The organism is Pseudomonas sp. NPDC088429, assembly GCF_044753305.1.
GTDB lineage: Bacteria > Pseudomonadota > Gammaproteobacteria > Pseudomonadales > Pseudomonadaceae > Aquipseudomonas > Aquipseudomonas rustica.
Window position 1 is genome coordinate 46,589 of the sequence record NZ_JBIVMX010000002.1, and the last position, 19,295, is coordinate 65,883.

Here is a 19,295-nt window from a genome sequence, read left to right on the forward strand (position 1 = left end):
CATTTGGAACGCGTTCCCCTGTAGGAGTGAGCCTGCTCGCGAAGACGTCGGCGCAAACACCATCACTCTCAACCCGAACACTCACCCACGCGTCTGATCCTGCCGCCGTTGGCGGTGTTGATCCTTAAACCGGAGGGTTGATCCGGAGCCGCGTCGCGGCCTTCGCGAGCAGGCTCGCTCCCACATTTGGAACGCGTTCCCCTGTAGGAGTGAGCCTGCTCGCGATGGCGCCAGTTCAGGCGCCCCCAAAATTCGGTATTACCACCGCATCCGCACCCCCAAGCTACCAATAATCCCGTTCAGATCATTGTCATCCACATCACTGCTGTAATCCGCGCTCACGTACAAACTCACCGACGGCGTCACCCGCGCCACCAGGCCCAAGCCCAACTCGACAAACGACGAGTTGCGGCTGCTGCTGATCTTGTCGACCTGATCCAGCGTCACCGTGTTGCCGGTGTACACCGTGTGCCAGAGGTTGGTGCGCACATAAGGCTCGACTGGCAGACCGCTCAAATCGTAGCTGCCTTTCAACCGTGCGCCGACCCGGCCGCTCCACGAAGTGATGTCGCTGGACGAGGCGTTGCCATTGCCGGCATACGGCGTGTCGAGGGTGATGCGCTGGTTGATCAGTTGTGCCTGCGGTTCGACCACCCAGTTTTCGCTCAGACCAATCGGGTAGCCACCCTCAACGGAAAAGGTCATCGCGCTGCCCTCGGTCAACTGCCGCGCGCCTTGTTCGTTACGGCTAAAGCCGTTGACCCGGCCACCGCTGGCCGTCAGATCAACGTGCCAGCCTTGCGGCCCGGTCAGGCTGTAATAGGCGCCGAGGCTCTGGCCTTGCAGGTTGAGGGTGTCAGTAGCCGGGTCGGCGAGGGCGCGGCTGGTGATTAAACCATTGCCGTTGCCTTGAATCTGGTTGACCCCGCCGATCAGTCCGATGGTTTGCGTATGGCCGCTGCCGCTTTGCAGGGTCAGAACCGCCGGGCCTTTCAGATCGCCGCTGCCGGGCATCGCGAAACCTGCCGATTGCACATCGATTTGCGCCTGTCGGGCGCTTTTGCCGTAGAGCTGATCCCAGGCAGAAGGGGAAATGTCTTCGGTGATCAGCTTGGCGCCCTGCACATCCGGGTGTGGACTGAAATACTGTTGATCCGGGGTGATCACCGTTGCGGGCAAGGTCATCACCGGAACATCCTGGCGATACCACGCCGCCGTCTCATCCGCCGCAGGTCCGGCCTGCGCCTCCATGGATGAACACAGCAAGATAGAACTCGACACTGTGCAAAAAGTAACTTTGATCTCTGCTGAGGTGAATGAAGTTTTCATGGAGGTCTACCTTGCTATCGCATGCGCTGTCTCTACGTGGCGTCTCTCCTACCCCGAACGAGGGGCGACCGAATGGAGCGGGGCGAACCGTGGCCGCTCGATTTCGCGAGTGTCCGAAGGCTCGCCCCGGACAGTGTTTCCGGGGGTAGTAAGGTTGAGCTAAGAAGACTGAGGGGCTTGCGTCAAGAAACCGTGCGATGAGTGGTAGGAGAGATATCAGACGACGCAACTGTCTGTTTTTCAGAACATATCTAAGGTGTTGTTTATTGGGAAGAACGCCGCAAAACCTGCGGCGTGGATGTTTTACGCCTCAGGCATAGGATTACAAATGCACTTCAACGGCGAGCGGCAAGTGATCGGACAGATGTGTCCACGGCTTGTTGCCGAGGATTCGCGGGTCATGGCTGCTGGCATTGCGCAGGTAGATCCGGTCAAGGCGCAGCAACGGGAATCGCGCCGGATAGGTCTTGGCCGGGCGGCCGTGATGACGTTCGAAGGCCTCGTGCAAGTAATCGCGGCGGGCGAGGGCGGCGTTGCCCTGGAGCTGCCAGTCATTGAAATCGCCGGCGATAATCACCGGTGCATCTTCGGGCAACGATTCGAGCAACTGACAGAGGAGTTGCAGCTGTAATTGGCGATGGCTTTCGAGCAGGCTCAAATGCACGCAGATCGCGTGTACTTCTGCATGGCCCGGGACATCCAGCACGCAGTGCAACAACCCTCGGCGTTCGGGGCCGGTAATCGAAACGTCGAGATTGCGGTATTCGCGGATCGGGTATTTCGACAGCAGCGCATTGCCGTGGTGGCCATCGGGATAAACCGCGTTGCGCCCGTAGGCAAAGTCACTCCACATGCTGTCGGCGAGAAATTCATACTGCGAGGTCTGCGGCCATTCGTTGTAGCGACTGGAATGCCGCTCGTGTTCGCCGACCACTTCCTGCAAAAACACCAGATCCGCCGAGGTGCTGCGCACCGCTTCACGCAGTTCCGGCAGAATGAAGCGCCGATTCAGCGCGGTAAAACCCTTGTGCGTATTCACCGTCAGCACGCGCAAGCGATGAATGACTGGCGCGTCGACCACATGACGCTTGAGATCGCTGGACACGTTTACTCCTCTGAATCCTGACTGCCTATTCATGCGACTGATGCGTGGGGGCGGCAGTTCCTTTGAACACCCATCAATATCTGCGTTGCCTGGCATACCGCTTTCGCGAGCAAGCTTTGCTCCTACAGGGCGTGCAGGTTTTGAATCAGGTGGAGATCAAAATGTAGGAGCAAAGCTTGCGCGCGAAAGCGTCGGCCCGTTCTGCATGGTCGTGGCAGGCACACCGCGTGCGCGTTAGACAAACACGATTTCATACGGCAGGCGCATCCGCTCAAGGATCACTGGCGGGAGCATTGGCGCGATGCCGATTGCCGGTTCGCCCTTGAGTTGGCTGGCATAGGCGTGGGTGGCGTGGCTTTTTCGCGCGACTGTCCAGGTGTCGAGCCTTAACTTGCGCGCGCGCTCCCAAGGAATCAGTTTCTGTTCGCGCTCGGGCCAGTGCCAGGCCCAGACCGGCACGTCGTGAAAGGTCGCCCCGGCCTGTTCTGCCGCTTCAGCGGCGGCACGGCCAACCGCTTCATGGTCGTCAATGCCATCGCCGCGCCAGGTGCTGAACACCACATCGCCAGGGCGCAGGTAGCGGCTGATGAACTCCGTCAGTTGGCGTTCCTGGTCGAGCAGGGCGTTGTGGGTAAACCCGCCGCGCACCCACTTCAGGCTGTGCATCGGCAGGCCGAGGCGGCGCAGGGCTTCAACGCTTTCTTGCGGACGAAACACGCTCAAGCGCTTTTCCGACCACTGTCGCGAGCCAGGGTGACTGGCGCTGCCGTCGGTAATCGAGAGCAATTGCAATGGATGACCCAGACCGGAAAACAATTGCAGCAGGCCGCCGCACATCACCACTTCATCCCCCGGATGCGGGGCGATGATCACAGCGCGCGCACCAGCGGGCACCAGGCTTCGGGTATTAATGACGGGAATATTGTCGAGTTGCGGGGCGCTGTTCCAGATCTGTGCGGTCGAACTGCTTTCACTGAGGGATAACGGTTTCATGTGGCGACGTCCTTGTTGGTTTCGCCCTCAGTCGTGCGCCTGGCAACGTTGCTCAACGTGTCCGACGCTTGAAGGCTGGTTGATTGCTACACGACGCTCCGAACCCTGGATTGCCGCGCAACAGAGTATTGCTCATGAACAACGATTCGTCTCGAAACCTCGCAAACTGATACGCTTTTTTTTAGCCTATCTGTACCAAATTCCGCAAATAGTCACCAAACCCGCCGCGTGCTCGGCTGTCGAGCCGCGCGCTGGTGTGCACCAACGGCCGATGACTCCACGCAATATTGGCGCCGGTCAGCTCCAGTTGCCGCACCAGTTGTACATCTTCATCACAGGCCAGCGGTTCGAAACCACCGGCCAAAAGGTATGCGTCAGCACTGATGCCGAGGTTAGCGCCATGGATATGCCGATGGCCCTCACACGCCCGATAGTGGCTGTGATAACGAATCTGCGCCGCCTCGTCGAGCGACTCGTGCCAGCGCTCAACCGTCACCGTGCCGCACACAGCATCGGCGCCTAATCCCAGTTGCGACACCAGCCAGTCGTCGGCGACCCGACTGTCGGCATCGGAGCAGGATATCCACCGCGCCCCTCGCTCCAGCAACATCCGCGCGCCGGTCGCTCGCGCCTGACCTACATTGCGCGCTTTTATATTCAAGCTCAAAACTGGATATTTGCTGACAATCTGTTCCGAGCGGTCGGTGCAACTGTCGAGTACCACCAATACGTCGACCCGTTCGCCGGCGAGCAGTCCGTGCTTGCTGGCGCGTAAGGCGGCACTCAGGCACTCGTCGAGCAAGTCTTCCTCGTTGTGCGCCGGAATCAGGATGCCAATCATCGCAAGCCCTCCAGCGTTGCCACCGAGCGCGGTTCGCGGCTCCACACTTCCAGAATGAAGTCCGCTTCCTGATGCAAAACCAGACGTGGCAGGTGCAAATGTTCGTGGAGCAAATCGTGCACCTGCCGCGCATTCAACGGGCAGTCGTCAATCGGCGGGCGCCAGTGACAGGCGAGCACTTGCCCGTCTGCAGCCAAGGACTGGCCCATGCGTTGGGCAACGGCTGTCAGATCATCGCGGTCGAGGTAGTAGCCGATTTCGCTAAATACAATCAGGTCGAATTTTTCCTCCGGCCAGTCCCCCGGCAGACGACTTTGGCGAACTTCGGCGTGGTCGAACAGACTTAATCGGGTTCGCGCCAGACGCACCGCTGCGTCGGCGGTGTCGCAGCACAACAGACGATCACAACGACTGGCCAACTCGGCGCTCAGCTCACCGTTGGCGCAGCCCGGTTCGAAGATCGCCCGGTAGTGCGGACGCGGCAGGGCGGCGAGGGTGATCGCGCGTTTGCGCTGCTCGTACCAGCGTTCGCGAAACGCCCAAGGGTCGTCACTGCCGGCGAACAGGCCGTCGAAATAGCGATCATCGACACTCATAAAAACACCACTTCAAAAGGCTGCAGCAGGCGATCGATCACGTATGGCGCCAACACCGGTGCAAGCCCGGCTTGAGCGTCGCCTTCCAATTGACTGGCAAAAGCGTGCACCGCGTGACGTTTGCGCGCGACTTGCGCCGGCGTCAGGAGAATCTTGCGCGCACGTTGCCACGGCACGAAGGCGTCTTCGGGGGTTGCCCAGTGCCACGTCCACACCGGCAGCTCATGGCAGGTCGCGCCGACCTGACGCGCGGCCTCGGCACTGGCACGGCCGACGGCTTCGTGATCGCAATGGCCGTCTTCGCGCCACGTGGTAAACACCACATCGTTGGGGCGCAGATGGCTTTCGATGAAGGCGCGCAATTGCTGTTCCTGAGCGGCCACTTGAGTATCGGTGAACCCACCGCGCAGCCATTTCAACCGATGCATTGGCAGGCCGAGGCGGCGCAACGCTTCAGCGGATTCTTGCGGCCGAATCACGCTCAAGCGTTCAACCGGCCAGCGTTCGGAACCGGGATGACTGGCGCTGCCGTCGGTGACCGAAATCAGTTGCAACGGGCGCCCGGCAGCGGCGAGCAGTTGCAGCAAACCGCCGCAACCCAGCACTTCATCGTCCGGGTGCGGTGCAATAATCACCGCGCGCGATCCGGGTGGTACCAGGCTCAGCACGTCGATGCTTTGCAGCTCCGCCAAATGCCGCGAGCCTTGCCATTGATGCAGGGTCGTTCCTTGGCCGACGATTGGATTGGCTCTCATAGCGACCAGACCTCATCGGGTTGTTGGGCAATCAGTTGGCCGAGGGCGGCGAGGTCGCGCTCGGCATGGCTTTGCCGGAGGAACACCGGCAGGTCAGCGATCAGTCGGGCGAAGTGGCGATCCTTGCAGTAAGGCCCGGCGCCCAATGCGCGGCCGACTTCACGGATCACCTGTTCGGCAGACTGCTCGACCACTGCGCGGGCGCGACGGGCGAGCAGTTCGGCGTTGTCGTCAGGATTTGCATCAATATGCAAAGCGCTGAAGCGCAAAACATCCGCCGCCGCTTGCAAGGCACTGTCAACGGCGCCGAGATGGGCGAGGGCATGTGGTTCTTCACGCTGACCACACTGCTTGCGCAACCGCTCGGCAATCTGCTGCGCCGCGCCGTACCAACAGGCGGCAATACCAATGCCGCCCTGCCAGAAACCCGGCCGTTGCAAGTAGTCGCCGGGATTGCCGATGGCCTGACCTTCAGCGCCATCGAACAACACTTCGACGCTGCCAGTCGCGCCCATGCCCACGGCGCGCCAGCCTTCATCAGTGACCGTCACACCCGGTTGATCGAGCGCCACCGCGACCAATTGCTGTTGATCATCGGCGTCCCACGCCGTCAGTAGCGCATGACTGAGTACCGCCGCGCCGGAACACCAGGCTTTGCGTCCATTCAATGCGACCATATGCCCGGCCGGACTGACCTTCACCCGGGCTTGCGGCGGTTCCGCTGCCCACATGCCCCACGTGCTGCCGGGCGTTGGCGTACCACCGAGTTGTTCGATGATCGCCAGTGCATCGGTGTGCCCCTCATAGAGCTTGCATAAACCCAGATCATGCCCGCCGACAGCGGCTAAATGCTGAAAGCGCTCCAGCGTCAGACCGCTGCCGGGTAACGGCAAGCGGTCAAGCCCGGCCTCGACCATCGCTCGCAGGCACTGGCCGAGGGCGTGGGTGTCGGCATAATCCGGCGGTTTGCGGGCGAGATAACAGTGCAGATCCATATCAATCTTCTTCTTCGTGTTGCAGTTCAAACAGCAGCAACGAACGGCCGGTCACTGAATATTCATGGCCGAAATCGAAGCGCTCCTGGCCACGAATCGAAGGCTGATTGGTATCGATCATGCACGTCCAGAAACCGCCATCTGGCACTTCCGGCAAGGTGAAGTTGACGATGTCGTGGTGCGCGTTGACCACAAGCAACAAAGTCGCATCGGCACCTTTGCGGCGGATCCCGGTTTCCTGTGCGCGGCCGTCAAGCAGCATGCCGAGGCAACGATTGTGTGCATCGTGCCAGTGCTCGGTGGTCATCTCGGTGGCGTCCGGCGCCAGCCAAGTGACGTCTTTGACGCCGATGTCCTCGTTGTACTCGCCGACCAGGAAACGTCCGCGACGCAAAATCGGATAAGCCAGGCGCAGCTTGATCAGGCGTTTGACGAATTTAAGCAAGCCTTTGCCGTCTTCGCTCAGATCCCAATTGACCCAACCGATCTCGCTGTCCTGGCAATACGCGTTGTTGTTGCCATCTTGCGTGCGGGCGAATTCGTCGCCGGCGACGATCATCGGCGTGCCTTGCGACAGCAGCAGCGTGGCGAAGAAATTGCGCATCTGCCGATGGCGCAGTTCATTGATTTCCGGGTCGTCGGTCGGACCTTCAACGCCGTGGTTCCACGACAGGTTGTTGTTGCTGCCGTCCTGATTGTTCTCGTCGTTGGCTTCGTTGTGCTTGTCGTTGTACGAGACCAGATCGTTGAGGGTGAAGCCGTCGTGCGCGGTAATGAAGTTCACCGACGAATACGGCCGACGTCCGCGCTGGTTGAACATCTCGCCGGACGCGGTCATGCGACTGGCGAAATCGGCAACCTGGCCGTCATCACCTTTCCAGAAGGCCCGCACGGTGTCGCGGAACTTGTCGTTCCACTCGACCCAGCCCGGCGGGAAGTTGCCGACCTGATAGCCACCGGGGCCGCAGTCCCACGGCTCGGCGATCATTTTCACCTGACGCAGCACCGGATCCTGACGGCAGGCCACGAGGAAGCTGTGACGTTCGTCGAAACCATCGTGATAACGGCCAAGAATCGTCGCCAGGTCGAAGCGGAAACCGTCGACGTGCATTTCCGTGGCCCAGTAACGCAGCGAATCGGTGACCATTTGCAAAACGCACGGATGACTCAAATCCAGTGTGTTGCCGGTGCCGGAATCGTTGATGTAGTAGCGTTTGTCATCGGGCATCAAGCGGTAGTACGAGGCGTTGTCGATCCCGCGCATCGACAGGGTCGGGCCCTGTTCGTTGCCTTCAGCAGTGTGGTTGTAGACCACATCGAGAATCACTTCGAGATTGGCCTCGTGCAGGTGCGCGACCATCTCTTTGAATTCGGCGATCTTGCCGCTGGCCAGATAACGCGGATCCGGGGCGAAAAACGCGATGCTGTTGTAGCCCCAATAATTGGTCATGCCCTTGTGCAGCAAGTGCTGGTCGTTGACGAAGGCGTGGATCGGCAACAGCTCGACCGACGAAACCCCGACGCTGCGAATGTGTTTGAGCACATCGTCATTCATCAGACCGGCGAAGGTGCCTCGCACGTTTTCCGGCACCGAGGGGTGACGCATGCTGATGCCGCGCACGTGGGTTTCGTAAATGATGGTTTTGTCCCACGGCACACTGACACGCTGGTCGTTGCCCCAGGTGTGTGCCGGGTCGATGACCTTGCACTTGGGCACGAACGGCGCGCTGTCGCGTTCATCGAAACTGAGGTCGGCGTCGGGGTGGCCGATGGTGTAGCCGAACAGCGCTTCCGACCATTTCAGTTCGCCAACCAGTTGCTTGGCGTACGGGTCGATAAGCAGTTTGTTGTGGTTGAAACGGTGGCCGTTGGCTGGATCGTAAGGGCCGTACACGCGGTAGCCGTAGATCAGCCCCGGGTGCGCATCGGGCAAGTAGCCGTGGTAAATCTCGTCGGTGTATTCCGGCAGTTCGATGCGTTCGAGTTCGACTTCGCCGGCATCGTCGAAGATGCACAGTTCCACTTTGGTGGCATTGGCGGAGAACAGCGCAAAGTTCACCCCCAGACCATCCCAGGTCGCACCGAGCGGGAAGGGCAGGCCTTCACGAATTCTCGAAGGCTCAGCGTGCGCGGCGGGCTCGGCTTTTTTTGGACGGGTCATGATTGCTCCTGCAAAAAACGGGGACAGTTCAGTTGAAACCGGTTCCCGGTAGGAGCGAGATTTTGTGGTGAGGGGATTTATCCCCGTTCGGCTGCGCAGCAGTCGCAAAACCATTGCACGCGGTATGTCTGACACTCCGCAAGTGCAGCATTTGGGGCTGCTTCGCAACCCAACGGGGATAAATCCCCTCGCCACAAAAATCCATTCACCACAGAAGCCGGTTTAAACAAGGGATTTGTGTATTTCTTGAGGACGAACGCGTCCTCGGTGGCGAGCAAGCCCGCCACACGGTCATTCAGTTCAATTCAATCGTCGGTAAAGCGTTAGATCGCTGAAGGCTTGCGCGGCGCTCGTGGCTTTTTCTCGGCGGGTTTTTCGCCGGGTGGAATCACCTTGGCGGCGCTGTTTGGCTTGGCCTTGGCCGCTGCCTTCGGTTTGGCAGCAGGTGCTTTCACTTCAGCGTCCTTGCCAGCGGTTTTGCTGCCCGCCGCTTTCGGGGCTTTCTTCGGTGCCAAGGCTTCAGCTTCAGCCAGTTTGCGCGCCATCTCCCAGTGGCGCTCCTCATGACCTTCAGGTTTCCCTTCCGATTCCCAGATTTGATAGGCGAATTCGCGAATGCGTTTATCGTCGGTACTCATCGCAATGCTCCTGAACTGAACTCATGCTTACGTTAAGTGTTGGATAAAGAGATTGACCGGGACATCCCCCAGCGCGTCGCTGATTTTCAGCTCCCTGTTTTTTGTGACTGCGCTGCTTTGAAAAAGTCCCTTCAGGTTTGTGTCAGAGGCGTCGAACGGTAAAACCACCCGGGTATCGCCCCAGTGCAGCGCATCGACCTGAGGTACAGCACTGTTTTCCAGCAGCGTCGCGCAACGGATCGGAACGATCACGATGGCGTGTTTCCCCTCGTGTTCGCGGGCAAACGCGAGCACGTTGTGCGCCTGCTCGCCCAGCACCTCCAAGGCCTGGTACGAGCCATGCCGAAACAGTTCGGCATGCTCGGCGCGCAAGTTCAGCACCTGCGCAATCAAGGCTTGCTTGATGCGCCCGTCACGCCAGTGCGTCAGCAGTTGCACAGGTGGCAGAGTCCCCTGCAAGGACTGCTCGCGAGCGGCGTAATCCACCGGCCGGCGATTGTCCGGATCGACCAGGCTGAAGTCCCAGAACTCGTTGCCTTGATACAGATCCGGCACCCCCGGCACGGTCATGCGCAGCAAGGTTTGCGCCAAACCATTGAGCGCGCCGGCAGCAGCGATACTGCTGACCGTCTTGGCCAGCGCCGCACGCAGCAACTCGCCGTCTTCACCGGTCAGGAGTTTTTCGGTGAAGGCCTGGGTCGCATTTTCATAGGCTTCGTTCGGCGCGCTCCAACTGCTTTGCAGCTTGGCTTCGCGCAAGGCTTTTTGTTGCCACTGCCAGATGCGCTTGGCGTAGTCGGCGAACCCGGCGTGATCGTCGTCGCGCAAATCCAGCGGCCAGCTACCGAGCAAGGCTTGATAGAGGATCAGCTCATCACCGGCCGACGGCACTTGGTCGTCAACCCGAACCGGGCGGGCGAGGGCGCGCCACAATTCGATCTGCTCGGCGTACCAGTGACTGCGCTCGCTGAGCACGGCCAGACGCGCGCGGGTGTCTTCGCCGCGTTTGTGATCGTGGGTCGCGGTGGCGAGCAGGTTGTCCGGAAATTCCGCCAGGCGCCGCTGATTGACCTCGTGGAAATCACTGACCGGGGCGCTGAATTGTTCGGTGTTGTAGCCGACGTCATTGCGCGACAGCAGCACCGCCGAGCGATACAGCGCGGTATCTTCCACGGCTTTCGCCGCTGCCGGCGAAGTCAGTTGTTGAAAGCGTACGCAGGCGTGCTTGAGGATTTTCCGCGAGCGGCCAAGCGGTTTGCGCCGCCACGGTGTGCCACCGAGCCATGCCGCCACGCAATCGAGCACCGGCCAGTCAGCTTCGCTGAGCGTTGGCCGCGCACCGTCCATGGCTTGCTGGAAAAACACATCGTCCTGCGCCGAGCGGCCCGTCGCGCTGATGTAAGTGCGGTACACCGGGAAATGTATGATCAGCGCCTGCAATACGCGGCGGATGGCGCCGAGGGTCAGGTCGCGGGTCATCAGGTCGTCGCGGGCGACTTGCAGCAAGGCCTGCGCAACGCTTTCGCAATCGCTGGCCAGTGAACCGTTGAGGATCTGCTGACGCGCCAATTGCGCCTCTTCAATAAACGCGGCGGGGCGTTCCGTGCGGCGTTGCCAGAGCTCACCGAGCACATGTTCGCCGTCCGGATCGTGTTGCAGCAGCGACAGTTGATTCATGAATTCGTAGCCGGTGGTGCCGTCCACTGCCCAATCGCGATGCAGGGTTTCGCCGGCGCCGAGGATCTTCTCGACGTAGATCGGCAGGTGTCGATCCGGCGCGATCAGGTCAAGACGCCGACGCAATTTGCGGCAGTAACCCCTTGGATCGGCGAGGCCGTCGATGTGGTCGATACGCAAGCCGTCGACCAGACCTTCAGCGACCAACTGGAAGATTTTGCCGTGAGTCGCTTCAAACACCGCCGGACGCTCGACGCGCAAACCACCGAGTTCATTGATGTCGAAGAAGCGCCGCCAATTGATGTCATCCGCGGCGGTGCGCCAACTGGCCAGGCGATAGCTCTGCCGCTCGAGCAATTGATGTAGTGCGTGGAAACCATCCTCGGTGGTCGAGTCGTAATGCTTGAGGTTGTTTTCAATCGCTTGCAGCACCTGCGGATCGCTCGCCAGTTGCCGCAATTCTTCCTTCAAAGGAACCGCCAGCGAATGCGCATCGGTCTGGTAGCTGAGGGCACTGAACCGATCAGCGAGGGGCTTCAGCGTTTCTTCGTGCTTGAGAATCTCGCCGTAATCATTCGGGCAGATCGGGAAGTGATGGTCGTAATGCTCGACGAAAAAGCTGCCGGTCTGCGCGTTGAAATGCAGCTTCAACGTGCCGTCCTGCAAGGCCACGCCGTAGTCACTGCCGAGGAACGGCAGCAACAACTGGCCTTCCATCAGCGGATCGGGCGAATGCCATTGGATATCGAAAAACTCGCCATACGGGCTCAGCCGGCCCCATTCCAGCAAGTCCAGCCACCACGGGTTGTCGTTACCGCCGACGGCCATGTGGTTGGAAACGATGTCGAGGATCAGCCCCATGTTGTGTTCGCGCAGGGTGCTGACCAGACGCCGCAATGCCGGTTCGCCACCGAGTTCCGGGTTGACTTGCGTCGGGTCGACCACGTCGTAGCCGTGCATCGAACCGGCGCGGGCGGCGAGCAATGGCGAGGCGTAAATGTGGCTGATGCCCAGTTGAGCGAAGTACGGCACCAGTGGCACCGCTTGTTCGAGGGTAAAACCTTTATGGAATTGCAGGCGCAACGTCGCGCGCAGTGGCTGGATAAGCGTTTGGTTCATTGGTCACGCTCGGCAGCCTGAAGACGCGCGCAAGCCAGCAGTTCCAGACGTCGTGCGGCATCGACGCCGTCGAGCAACGCTTCGCTGGGGCCGGGCAAGCGACGCGACCAGTTAGGGTGGGTATCGATGGTGCCGGGCAGGTTCGCCTGTTCGTTGATGCCCAGCGCATCTTCCAGTGGCAGCAATACCAGCGGCGCACGGGTGTGGCCGAGGAAGCGTACGGCGGCATCAACGACTTGATCGGCCTCGTGGGACTCTTCGCGGAAGTTCTGCGGATCCTGGCTCAGTGCACTGCGCAAGCCTTCGCGCTCACGCTGACGATGCTGGCGCCATTCGATTTCGCCGTTGGCATCGACAAAACCCAGGCGTGCATTCCAGTCGATGTCGCGGCCGTGCCACCAGCCATTCAGGGTGGGCAGATCGTGGGTGCTGGTGGTCGCCAGTGCGTTATCCGGCCAGTCGAGAATTGGTTTGAAATGCGTGTTGTCTTGTTCGAACAACAGCACGCGCATGCCGAGCATCGAGCGGGCGATGAGTTTTTCGCGCAGGCCGTCCGGCACGGTGCCAAGGTCTTCGCCAAGAACGATGGCTTGATGACGATGGGACTCCAGTGTCAGCAAACGCAGCAGGTCATCCACCGGGTAATACAGGTAAGCGCCATCCGCCGGTGCCGAGCCGTTAGGGATCACCCATAAACGTTGCAGGCCCATGACGTGGTCGATGCGCAAACCGCCGGCATGGGCGAAGTTGGCGCGGAGCATGTCGATAAAGGCGCGGAAGCCGTTGCGAATCAGACCTTCCGGCGAAAACGCGGAAATCCCCCAGCCTTGTCCGGAGCGATTGAGAATGTCCGGCGGCGCCCCAACGGTCAGCGAGGCGAGCAACTCATCCTGAAAACTCCAGGCCTGACTGCCGGCGCCATCGGCACCCACCGCCAAATCAGCAATCAGACCAATGCCCATGCCGGCGCTGCGAGCAGCGGTTTGCGCACGCTCGAGGCAGCGGTGGATCAGCCATTGGCAGAAGGCGAAGTAGCCGATGCGATCGACATATTCTTCGGCGAACGCTTCGAGCGCAGCGCCGCGTGGGTCGTGCCAGTGTTCCGGCCATTGCCGCCAGTCGAGGTTCTCGCCACGGGCGGCGCGCATTTCCTGAATCGCTTCGAAGCGGCAGTGATTTTCCAGCGCTTCGCCGCCGGCGTGACGGAAACTGGCGAAGTCCGGGTGCAACGGGTGATCGCCAGCGACGAAGCCTTCGTACAACGCTTGCAGCAGTTTCTGCTTGGCATCTGCGGCGGCGGGCCAGTCGACCAGTTTCAAGTCTTCCAGTTGCGCAAACTGCTCGGCCAGGCCGGTGGCGTCGATGGCATCACGCAGGGCACGTTCGCCGAGAATCGCGCCCGGTGCCGCGTACAGCGAATTAAGGAACAAGCGACTGGACGGCGAATAAGGGCTATAGCGGCCGGTGTCGGCGCTGAACATCGCGTGCAACGGGCTGATCGCCAAGGCTTCGGCACCGCGTTCGCCAGCGACTCGGGCCAGTTCTTCCAGCGCTTGAGTATCACCGAAACCGCCATCGCCGGAGCGCCGCAACGAATATAGCTGCACGCTCAGGCCCCAGGCGCGGGGGATCGGATTATCCACCGCATCACCGACGCTGAAGCAGCGTTCCGGCGCGACGGCGAGGGTGAAAAATTGATCGGCGATGTGCACCTGCTGATAACCGACCGGCACCAGACCGGGCAGCACTGCCTCGGAGTCAAGTTTCAGGTTCAGTCGCGAGCCGTCTTCAAGAACGATTTCACACGGGGTCTCCGGCGCGAAGTAACGCGCCAGATCGACGCCGACGCCGACATCGCTGGTCAGCAGCGGCGGCAAATGACGGTCTTGTTGCACGGCTTGCAATTCCAGCAGGCTGGCGTCGATTTCCTGTGCGGTGCTGGCGGGGTGGCCGAGGCCGATCAGGACATTACGCAGTACCGCCGGGGCGACTTTCTGCGGGCGGCCGTTCGCGTCGATCCAGTCGACAGCAAGGCCGGCTCGGCTGGCGAGAATTTCCAGTTGCGCATCGCTCATAGGCGCTCTCCATCCAGAGGTTGCAAAGGGGTTGCGGCCGTGAGGCTGACAAGCGCGCAATACGCGGGCAGTTGGCCCGATTCCGATAGATCGACGGTGGGTGGCTGTTGAAACAACCACACGGCCTCGGTCTGTGGAGGGTTGACCACTGGCGTGTCGCTGAGGTTCAGGTCAATTCGCAGCTCACTGCCATTGCCCAATCGCCAGCGTGCACTGACCGCCGCGTGACCGAGCATGTGCGCGCCGAGTGCCTGGGTGCCGGACAGATGCGGAATGATGTATTGATGGCGAAATTGCAGCAGCTTTTGGTACAGCGCGAGGGTTTCCTGCTGTTTGACGCTGCCATTGCCGATCAACCTTGGCTGTGAATCGTGGAAGGTTTTTTCGGCATTCGGGTCGGGGATTTGCTCGCGTTTGTGCGGATCGGCGAAGGCGCTGAACGCGGCGAATTCATTGCGTCGGCCTTCGCGCACCAGTTCGGCCAGTTCGCCATGGTGGCTGGTGAAAAACTGGAAGGGCTGTTCGGCGGCGAATTCATCGCCCATGAACATCAGCGGAATCATCGGTGACAGCAGCAACAGCACGGTCGCTGCCTGCACGGCGCGCGGGTCGGCCAGATGATGCAGGCGTTCGCCGAATGCGCGGTTACCGATCTGATCGTGGTTTTGCAGGAACAGCACGAACGCGGTGGACGGCAGGTGTTCGCTGGGTTCGCCGCGCGGCTCGCCATGGCGGGTGATGTGGCCCTGGAAGACAAAACCCTGACTCAGGCACCGCACCAATTGCTCGGTGGGTTGCGCGGCGTAGTCGGCGTAATAGGCGTCGGTTTCACCGGTGAGCAAAACATGCAGGGCGTTGTGGCCGTCGTCATTCCACTGCGCGTCGTAGTCGTATTCGAGCAGGCTTGATTGGTTGAGTTCGTTTTCAACGGTCAGCCAGACATGGCGGGTCGGGTCGATCTGCGCGCGGATGCGCTGGGCCATTTCCGTGAGGAAATCCGGGTCTTCGATGGCATGCACTGCATCGAGGCGTAAACCGTCGAAGTGGTATTCGAGCAACCACATCAGGGCGTTTTCGATAAAGAACTCGCGCACTTCGCTGCGTCGAAAATCGATCGCCGCGCCCCATGGCGTGTGTTTGTCTTCGCGGAAAAAGCCTTTAGCGTAACGGTGCAGGTAATTGCCGTCAGGGCCGAAGTGGTTGTAGACCACGTCGAGAATCACCGCCAGCCCGTGGCCGTGGGCGCTGTCGATCAAATGTTTGAGTTGTTCCGGGGTGCCGTAGGAGGCTTGCGGGGCGTAGGGCAAAACCCCGTCGTAACCCCAATTGCGCTCGCCGGGGAATTGCGCCAGCGGCATCAGTTCGATGGCGGTAATGCCCAAACCTGCGAGGCGCGCCAGATGTTGTTCGACTTCAGCAAAACCACCGAGCGCACCGACATGCAACTCGTAGATCACTGCTTCACTCCACGGGCGACCGTGCCAGGCACTGTGTCGCCATTGATAGGCCAGCGGATCGACCACCACGCTGTGGCGGTCGAGGCCACCGTCCTGCGCGCGGGAGGCCGGGTCGGGCACCTCCAGTTCGCCGTCGATGTTGTAGCGGTAGCGGGTACCCGCCGCACAGCGTGCCTTGATCACAAACCAGCCGTCTGCCTGAGGCAGCATTGGCAGGGACTGGCCGTCTTCGAGTTCGACACTGACGTAAAAAGCATCCGGCGCCCACAGCGCAAATTGCGTGTGTTCGGCATCCAGCATGATCGCGCCGTGGGGCCAGGTTTCAATAGACCGGAACGGCATCGTTTACAACCTCCTTGTTCCTTGTGGATCGGTTACTTGTGGATTGCTTTACCCAAGGCCTTGGCCACCAGTTGTTCGTAGAGTTCGGCGTACGGTTCAACCGCTTTGCACCAGTTGAACGGTGCCGCCATTGCCCGGCAACGCATGGCATTGAGCAAATCAGGATAGGCGAAGACTTTGAACGCACGGCTCAAGGCTTCTTGATAGCTTTCAACAGTGGATTCGTCGAAGAGGAAACCGGTAATGCCATTTTCAATGGTGTCGGCCAGCCCGCCGGTGTTGCGCGCAACCGGCAATGAGCCGAAGCGCTGGGCGTACATCTGGCTCAGACCGCAGGGTTCATAACGCGAAGGCATCAACAGGAAATCGCTGCCGGCGAACATGCGACGGGCGTCGGTTTCGTTGAAGCCGATGCGCACACCGATCTGGCCCGGGAAGCGCAAGGCCAGTTCGCGCATGGCTTGCTCTTCTTCCGGCTCGCCACGACCGATGATTGCGATCTGGCCGCCGTTCTGCACGATGTACTCGGACACCGCTTCAGTCAGATCCAGACCTTTCTGATACACCAGCCGCGACACCACGGCGAACAGCGGGCCTTCAGAGTCATTCAGTTCAAACAGCTCGCGGACATGGGCGGCGTTGACGGCTTTGCCTTCCCAGTCACCAATGGCGAACGGCGCGAACAGGTGCGGATCCGTGGCGGCGTCCCAGCTTTCATCGATACCGTTAGGGATACCGCTGAGCAAGCCTTGCTGGGTCTTGGCGGCAAGAAAGCCGTCGAGGCCGCAGCCGAAATCCGGGGTGGTGATTTCCTGCGCGTAGGTGGCGCTGACCGTGGTGATGTGGCTCGAGTAGGCCATGCCGGCCTTGAGAAACGACATCTTGCCGTAGAACTCCATACCTTCCTGTTGCAGGGCATGGTTGGGAATGCCCAGTTCAGGGCACGAGCCGAGGCTGGTCACGCCTTGATACGCGAGGTTGTGAATGGTGAACAGGGTCGGCGTGCGCTGCCCGCGCCAGTGCATATAAGCAGGGGCCAGACCAGCCGGCCAGTCGTGGGCGTGCACTAGATCCGGGCACCAGTGAATTTGTGCGAGGTTGGCGGCGATGTCGGCAGCGGCCAGACCGAGACGGGCGAAGCGGATATGGTTGTCCGGCCAGTCGCGACCGTTGTTGGCGCCATACGGCGAGCCTTCGCGCTCGTACAGTTCCGGGCAGATCAACACGTAGATCACCAGACCGTCAGGCATGTCCATGCGCCCGATCTTGCACGGAGGCAGCGCAGCATGACCGCCGAGTTCGCCGATGATGTGGATCGGGTTCTCGCTGTGCATGACTTGCGGGTAACCGGGGATCAACACGCGCACATCGTGCAAATGGGCCATGGCACGGGGCAGGGCGGCAGACACGTCACCCAGACCGCCGGTTTTCACCAGGTCGGCGATTTCCGAGGTCACAAACAACACTTTCTTCTTGTTGGGATTCTGACTTGCTACTGGCGTCAGCGTTTTGGTGCCGGGGACGTTGATCTGTCGGCTGCCGGGAACGCTGATGGTGCTCGATTCACCCATGGATTGGTGAGCACGCTCTCCCTGAATATCCAATGCCGCACTGATCATATGAATCTCCCGTGTTGTTGATCTGATTCTTGTGTTCTCTCTGTAGGGGCTGCCGAAGGCTGCGATCATTGGCTTTTAAAGGATCAAAAGATCGCAGCCTTTGGCAGCTCCTACGTACGGCAAGCGCAAACGCGCCACGCATCGGTGAGCAAACGCTACCCAACACGCGCAAGCAGAATGGGTGTTTGGGCTATTGCAAGGATTGCACCAGCCGCTTCGGCCCTACCTTTGTGATGACCCGCCGCGTCGTGCAAAAGTTTCGACTTTTTTTCCGGAATGTGACCAACCGGTTTCGTGCCCCGAAAACCAGTCTAGGCCAGATCCTAGAGCGGGCGAGGGCAAATGGGTAAATTGTTCGACAATCGGTTTGCATTAATCGGTAACCGGAGTTTTCAGGGGTAAACGCACCGACGAATTGCAGGTTTTTTTGAGGCGGGGGGCTAAAACGGTGACTGAACAGTCACAATTTTGTGCTGGGGAAGGAGAGGGTTGCACTGTTGTGGTGCGGGCAGTTTGTTGTTGGACTGCACAGAAACCAAGTGTAGGAGCTGCCGAAGGCTGCGATCTTTTGATGTTGTCGTTTGAGATCAAGATCGAAAGATCGCAGCCTTCGGCAGCTCCTACATGGGGAGGTTAATTCAGCGGGCGGATGGGATTGCCCGCAGCCCAGCCCTGAATATCCTCGATCATCTGCGAAAAGAACTGCTCATAATTCTGCCGACTCACGTACCCGACATGCGGCGTCGCCAGCACATTGTCCAACGTGCGAAACGGGTGCATGTCCGGCAACGGCTCCTGTTCGTACACGTCCAGCGCCGCTCCGGCGATCTGCTGTTTCTGCAACGCCTTGATCAGCGCCGCTTCATCAACAATCGGCCCGCGCGCGGTATTCACCAGCAACGCGGTCGGTTTCATCCAGCCCAGCGCCTGCGCATCGACCAAGCCGCGACTGCGCTCACTGAGCACCAGATGCACCGACAACACATCGGCCTGCTCGAACAGCGCTTGCTTGCTGACGTACGTCACGCCGACCTGTTCCGCCCGCTCAGCCGTGAGATTCTCGCTCCAGGCAATCACGCGCATGCCAAACACCTGACCAAACTGCGCGACACGCTGGCCAATGCTGCCGAGGCCGAGAATGCCCAGCGTCTTGCCATGAAGATCGCCACCCAAACCCTGCTGCCATTGCCCGGCGCGCAGGGAATTGGCTTCGTTCACCAGATTGCGTGTGGCCGCCATGATCAGCGCCCAGGCCAATTCCGGCGCTGCATGTTTGTAGCTATCAGTGCCGCAGACCTTGATCCCGAGTTTGGCTGCGGCTGGCATGTCCAGCGCCGCATTGCGCATGCCGCCGGTGACCAGCAGCTTCAGATTGGGCAGACGCTTGAGTAAATCCTCATCGAAACGCGTGCGCTCGCGCATCACGCAAATCACCTGATAGCGGCCCAGACGTTGCGCCAAAGTGGCGTTGTCCGCCGGGTAATCATGTTCAAACGTGACTTCGCCGATGCCGTCCAGCACAGACCAGTCGACCACGTCGCGGGCCACGTCTTGCCAGTCATCGATTACCGCAATCTGCACCGCCATCAGCCT

At 60.3% G+C, this 19,295-nt stretch carries 14 protein-coding genes; all 14 read right to left on the bottom strand.

Annotated features, from left to right (window positions below):
- Positions 1–258 precede the first annotated feature (258 nt).
- The 14 genes from ACIP66_RS01785 to ACIP66_RS01850 all read right to left on the bottom strand — a co-directional run bounded on the left by ACIP66_RS01785 (position 259) and on the right by ACIP66_RS01850 (position 19,289).
- Positions 259–1,329, bottom strand: a complete 1,071-nt coding sequence (locus tag ACIP66_RS01785; RefSeq protein WP_400644782.1) for an autotransporter domain-containing protein — start codon at positions 1,327–1,329, stop codon at positions 259–261.
- 322 nt (positions 1,330–1,651) lie between these two features.
- Positions 1,652–2,434: an endonuclease/exonuclease/phosphatase family protein gene (locus ACIP66_RS01790; protein ID WP_053120620.1), complete on the bottom strand. Its 783-nt coding sequence runs from the start codon at positions 2,432–2,434 to the stop codon at positions 1,652–1,654.
- 234 nt (positions 2,435–2,668) lie between these two features.
- Positions 2,669–3,427 carry a PIG-L deacetylase family protein gene (locus tag ACIP66_RS01795; RefSeq protein ID WP_053120587.1) on the bottom strand — a complete coding sequence of 253 codons (759 nt, stop codon included), beginning with the start codon at positions 3,425–3,427 and terminating at the stop codon, positions 2,669–2,671.
- Between the two features lie 181 nt (positions 3,428–3,608).
- A complete protein-coding gene (locus ACIP66_RS01800) occupies positions 3,609–4,268 on the bottom strand; it encodes a glycosyltransferase (protein WP_400644785.1) in 660 nt (219 codons plus the stop codon).
- Positions 4,265–4,864 (bottom strand): SAM-dependent methyltransferase, encoded by a 600-nt coding sequence (locus ACIP66_RS01805; protein WP_400644787.1) that lies wholly within the window; start codon positions 4,862–4,864, stop codon positions 4,265–4,267. The genes ACIP66_RS01800 and ACIP66_RS01805 overlap by 4 nt, the downstream gene beginning before the upstream one ends.
- Complete coding sequence (locus ACIP66_RS01810) at positions 4,861–5,619, bottom strand: PIG-L deacetylase family protein (RefSeq protein ID WP_053120580.1); 759 nt, start codon at positions 5,617–5,619, stop codon at positions 4,861–4,863. Before ACIP66_RS01810 ends, ACIP66_RS01805 begins: the two co-directional genes overlap by 4 nt.
- A complete protein-coding gene (locus ACIP66_RS01815; protein WP_400644789.1) occupies positions 5,616–6,614 on the bottom strand; it encodes an acyl-CoA dehydrogenase in 999 nt (332 codons plus the stop codon). The genes ACIP66_RS01810 and ACIP66_RS01815 overlap by 4 nt, the downstream gene beginning before the upstream one ends.
- Before the next feature lies 1 nt (position 6,615).
- Entirely contained in the window at positions 6,616–8,775 is a 2,160-nt protein-coding gene (glgX, locus tag ACIP66_RS01820; protein ID WP_053120576.1) for a glycogen debranching protein GlgX, read from the bottom strand.
- A 323-nt stretch (positions 8,776–9,098) separates the two neighbouring features.
- Positions 9,099–9,413, bottom strand: a complete 315-nt coding sequence (locus ACIP66_RS01825) for a DUF2934 domain-containing protein (protein ID WP_400644792.1) — start codon at positions 9,411–9,413, stop codon at positions 9,099–9,101.
- Positions 9,414–9,440: 27 nt separating this feature from the next.
- Positions 9,441–12,209, bottom strand: coding sequence for a malto-oligosyltrehalose synthase (locus tag ACIP66_RS01830; protein WP_400644794.1), 2,769 nt, complete (start codon positions 12,207–12,209; stop codon positions 9,441–9,443).
- Entirely contained in the window at positions 12,206–14,284 is a 2,079-nt protein-coding gene (malQ, locus tag ACIP66_RS01835) for a 4-alpha-glucanotransferase (RefSeq protein ID WP_400644797.1), read from the bottom strand. Before malQ ends, ACIP66_RS01830 begins: the two co-directional genes overlap by 4 nt.
- Positions 14,281–16,083 (bottom strand): malto-oligosyltrehalose trehalohydrolase, encoded by a 1,803-nt coding sequence (gene treZ / locus ACIP66_RS01840; protein WP_400644800.1) that lies wholly within the window; start codon positions 16,081–16,083, stop codon positions 14,281–14,283. Before treZ ends, malQ begins: the two co-directional genes overlap by 4 nt.
- 32 nt (positions 16,084–16,115) lie before the next feature.
- Positions 16,116–17,702 carry a glycogen synthase GlgA gene (glgA, locus tag ACIP66_RS01845; protein ID WP_212550726.1) on the bottom strand — a complete coding sequence of 529 codons (1,587 nt, stop codon included), beginning with the start codon at positions 17,700–17,702 and terminating at the stop codon, positions 16,116–16,118.
- Between the two features lie 633 nt (positions 17,703–18,335).
- The gene (locus ACIP66_RS01850; protein WP_400644803.1) at positions 18,336–19,289 is read right to left on the bottom strand and encodes a D-2-hydroxyacid dehydrogenase family protein; all 954 of its coding nucleotides are present in this window, start codon (positions 19,287–19,289) and stop codon (positions 18,336–18,338) included.
- Positions 19,290–19,295: the final 6 nt, after the last annotated feature.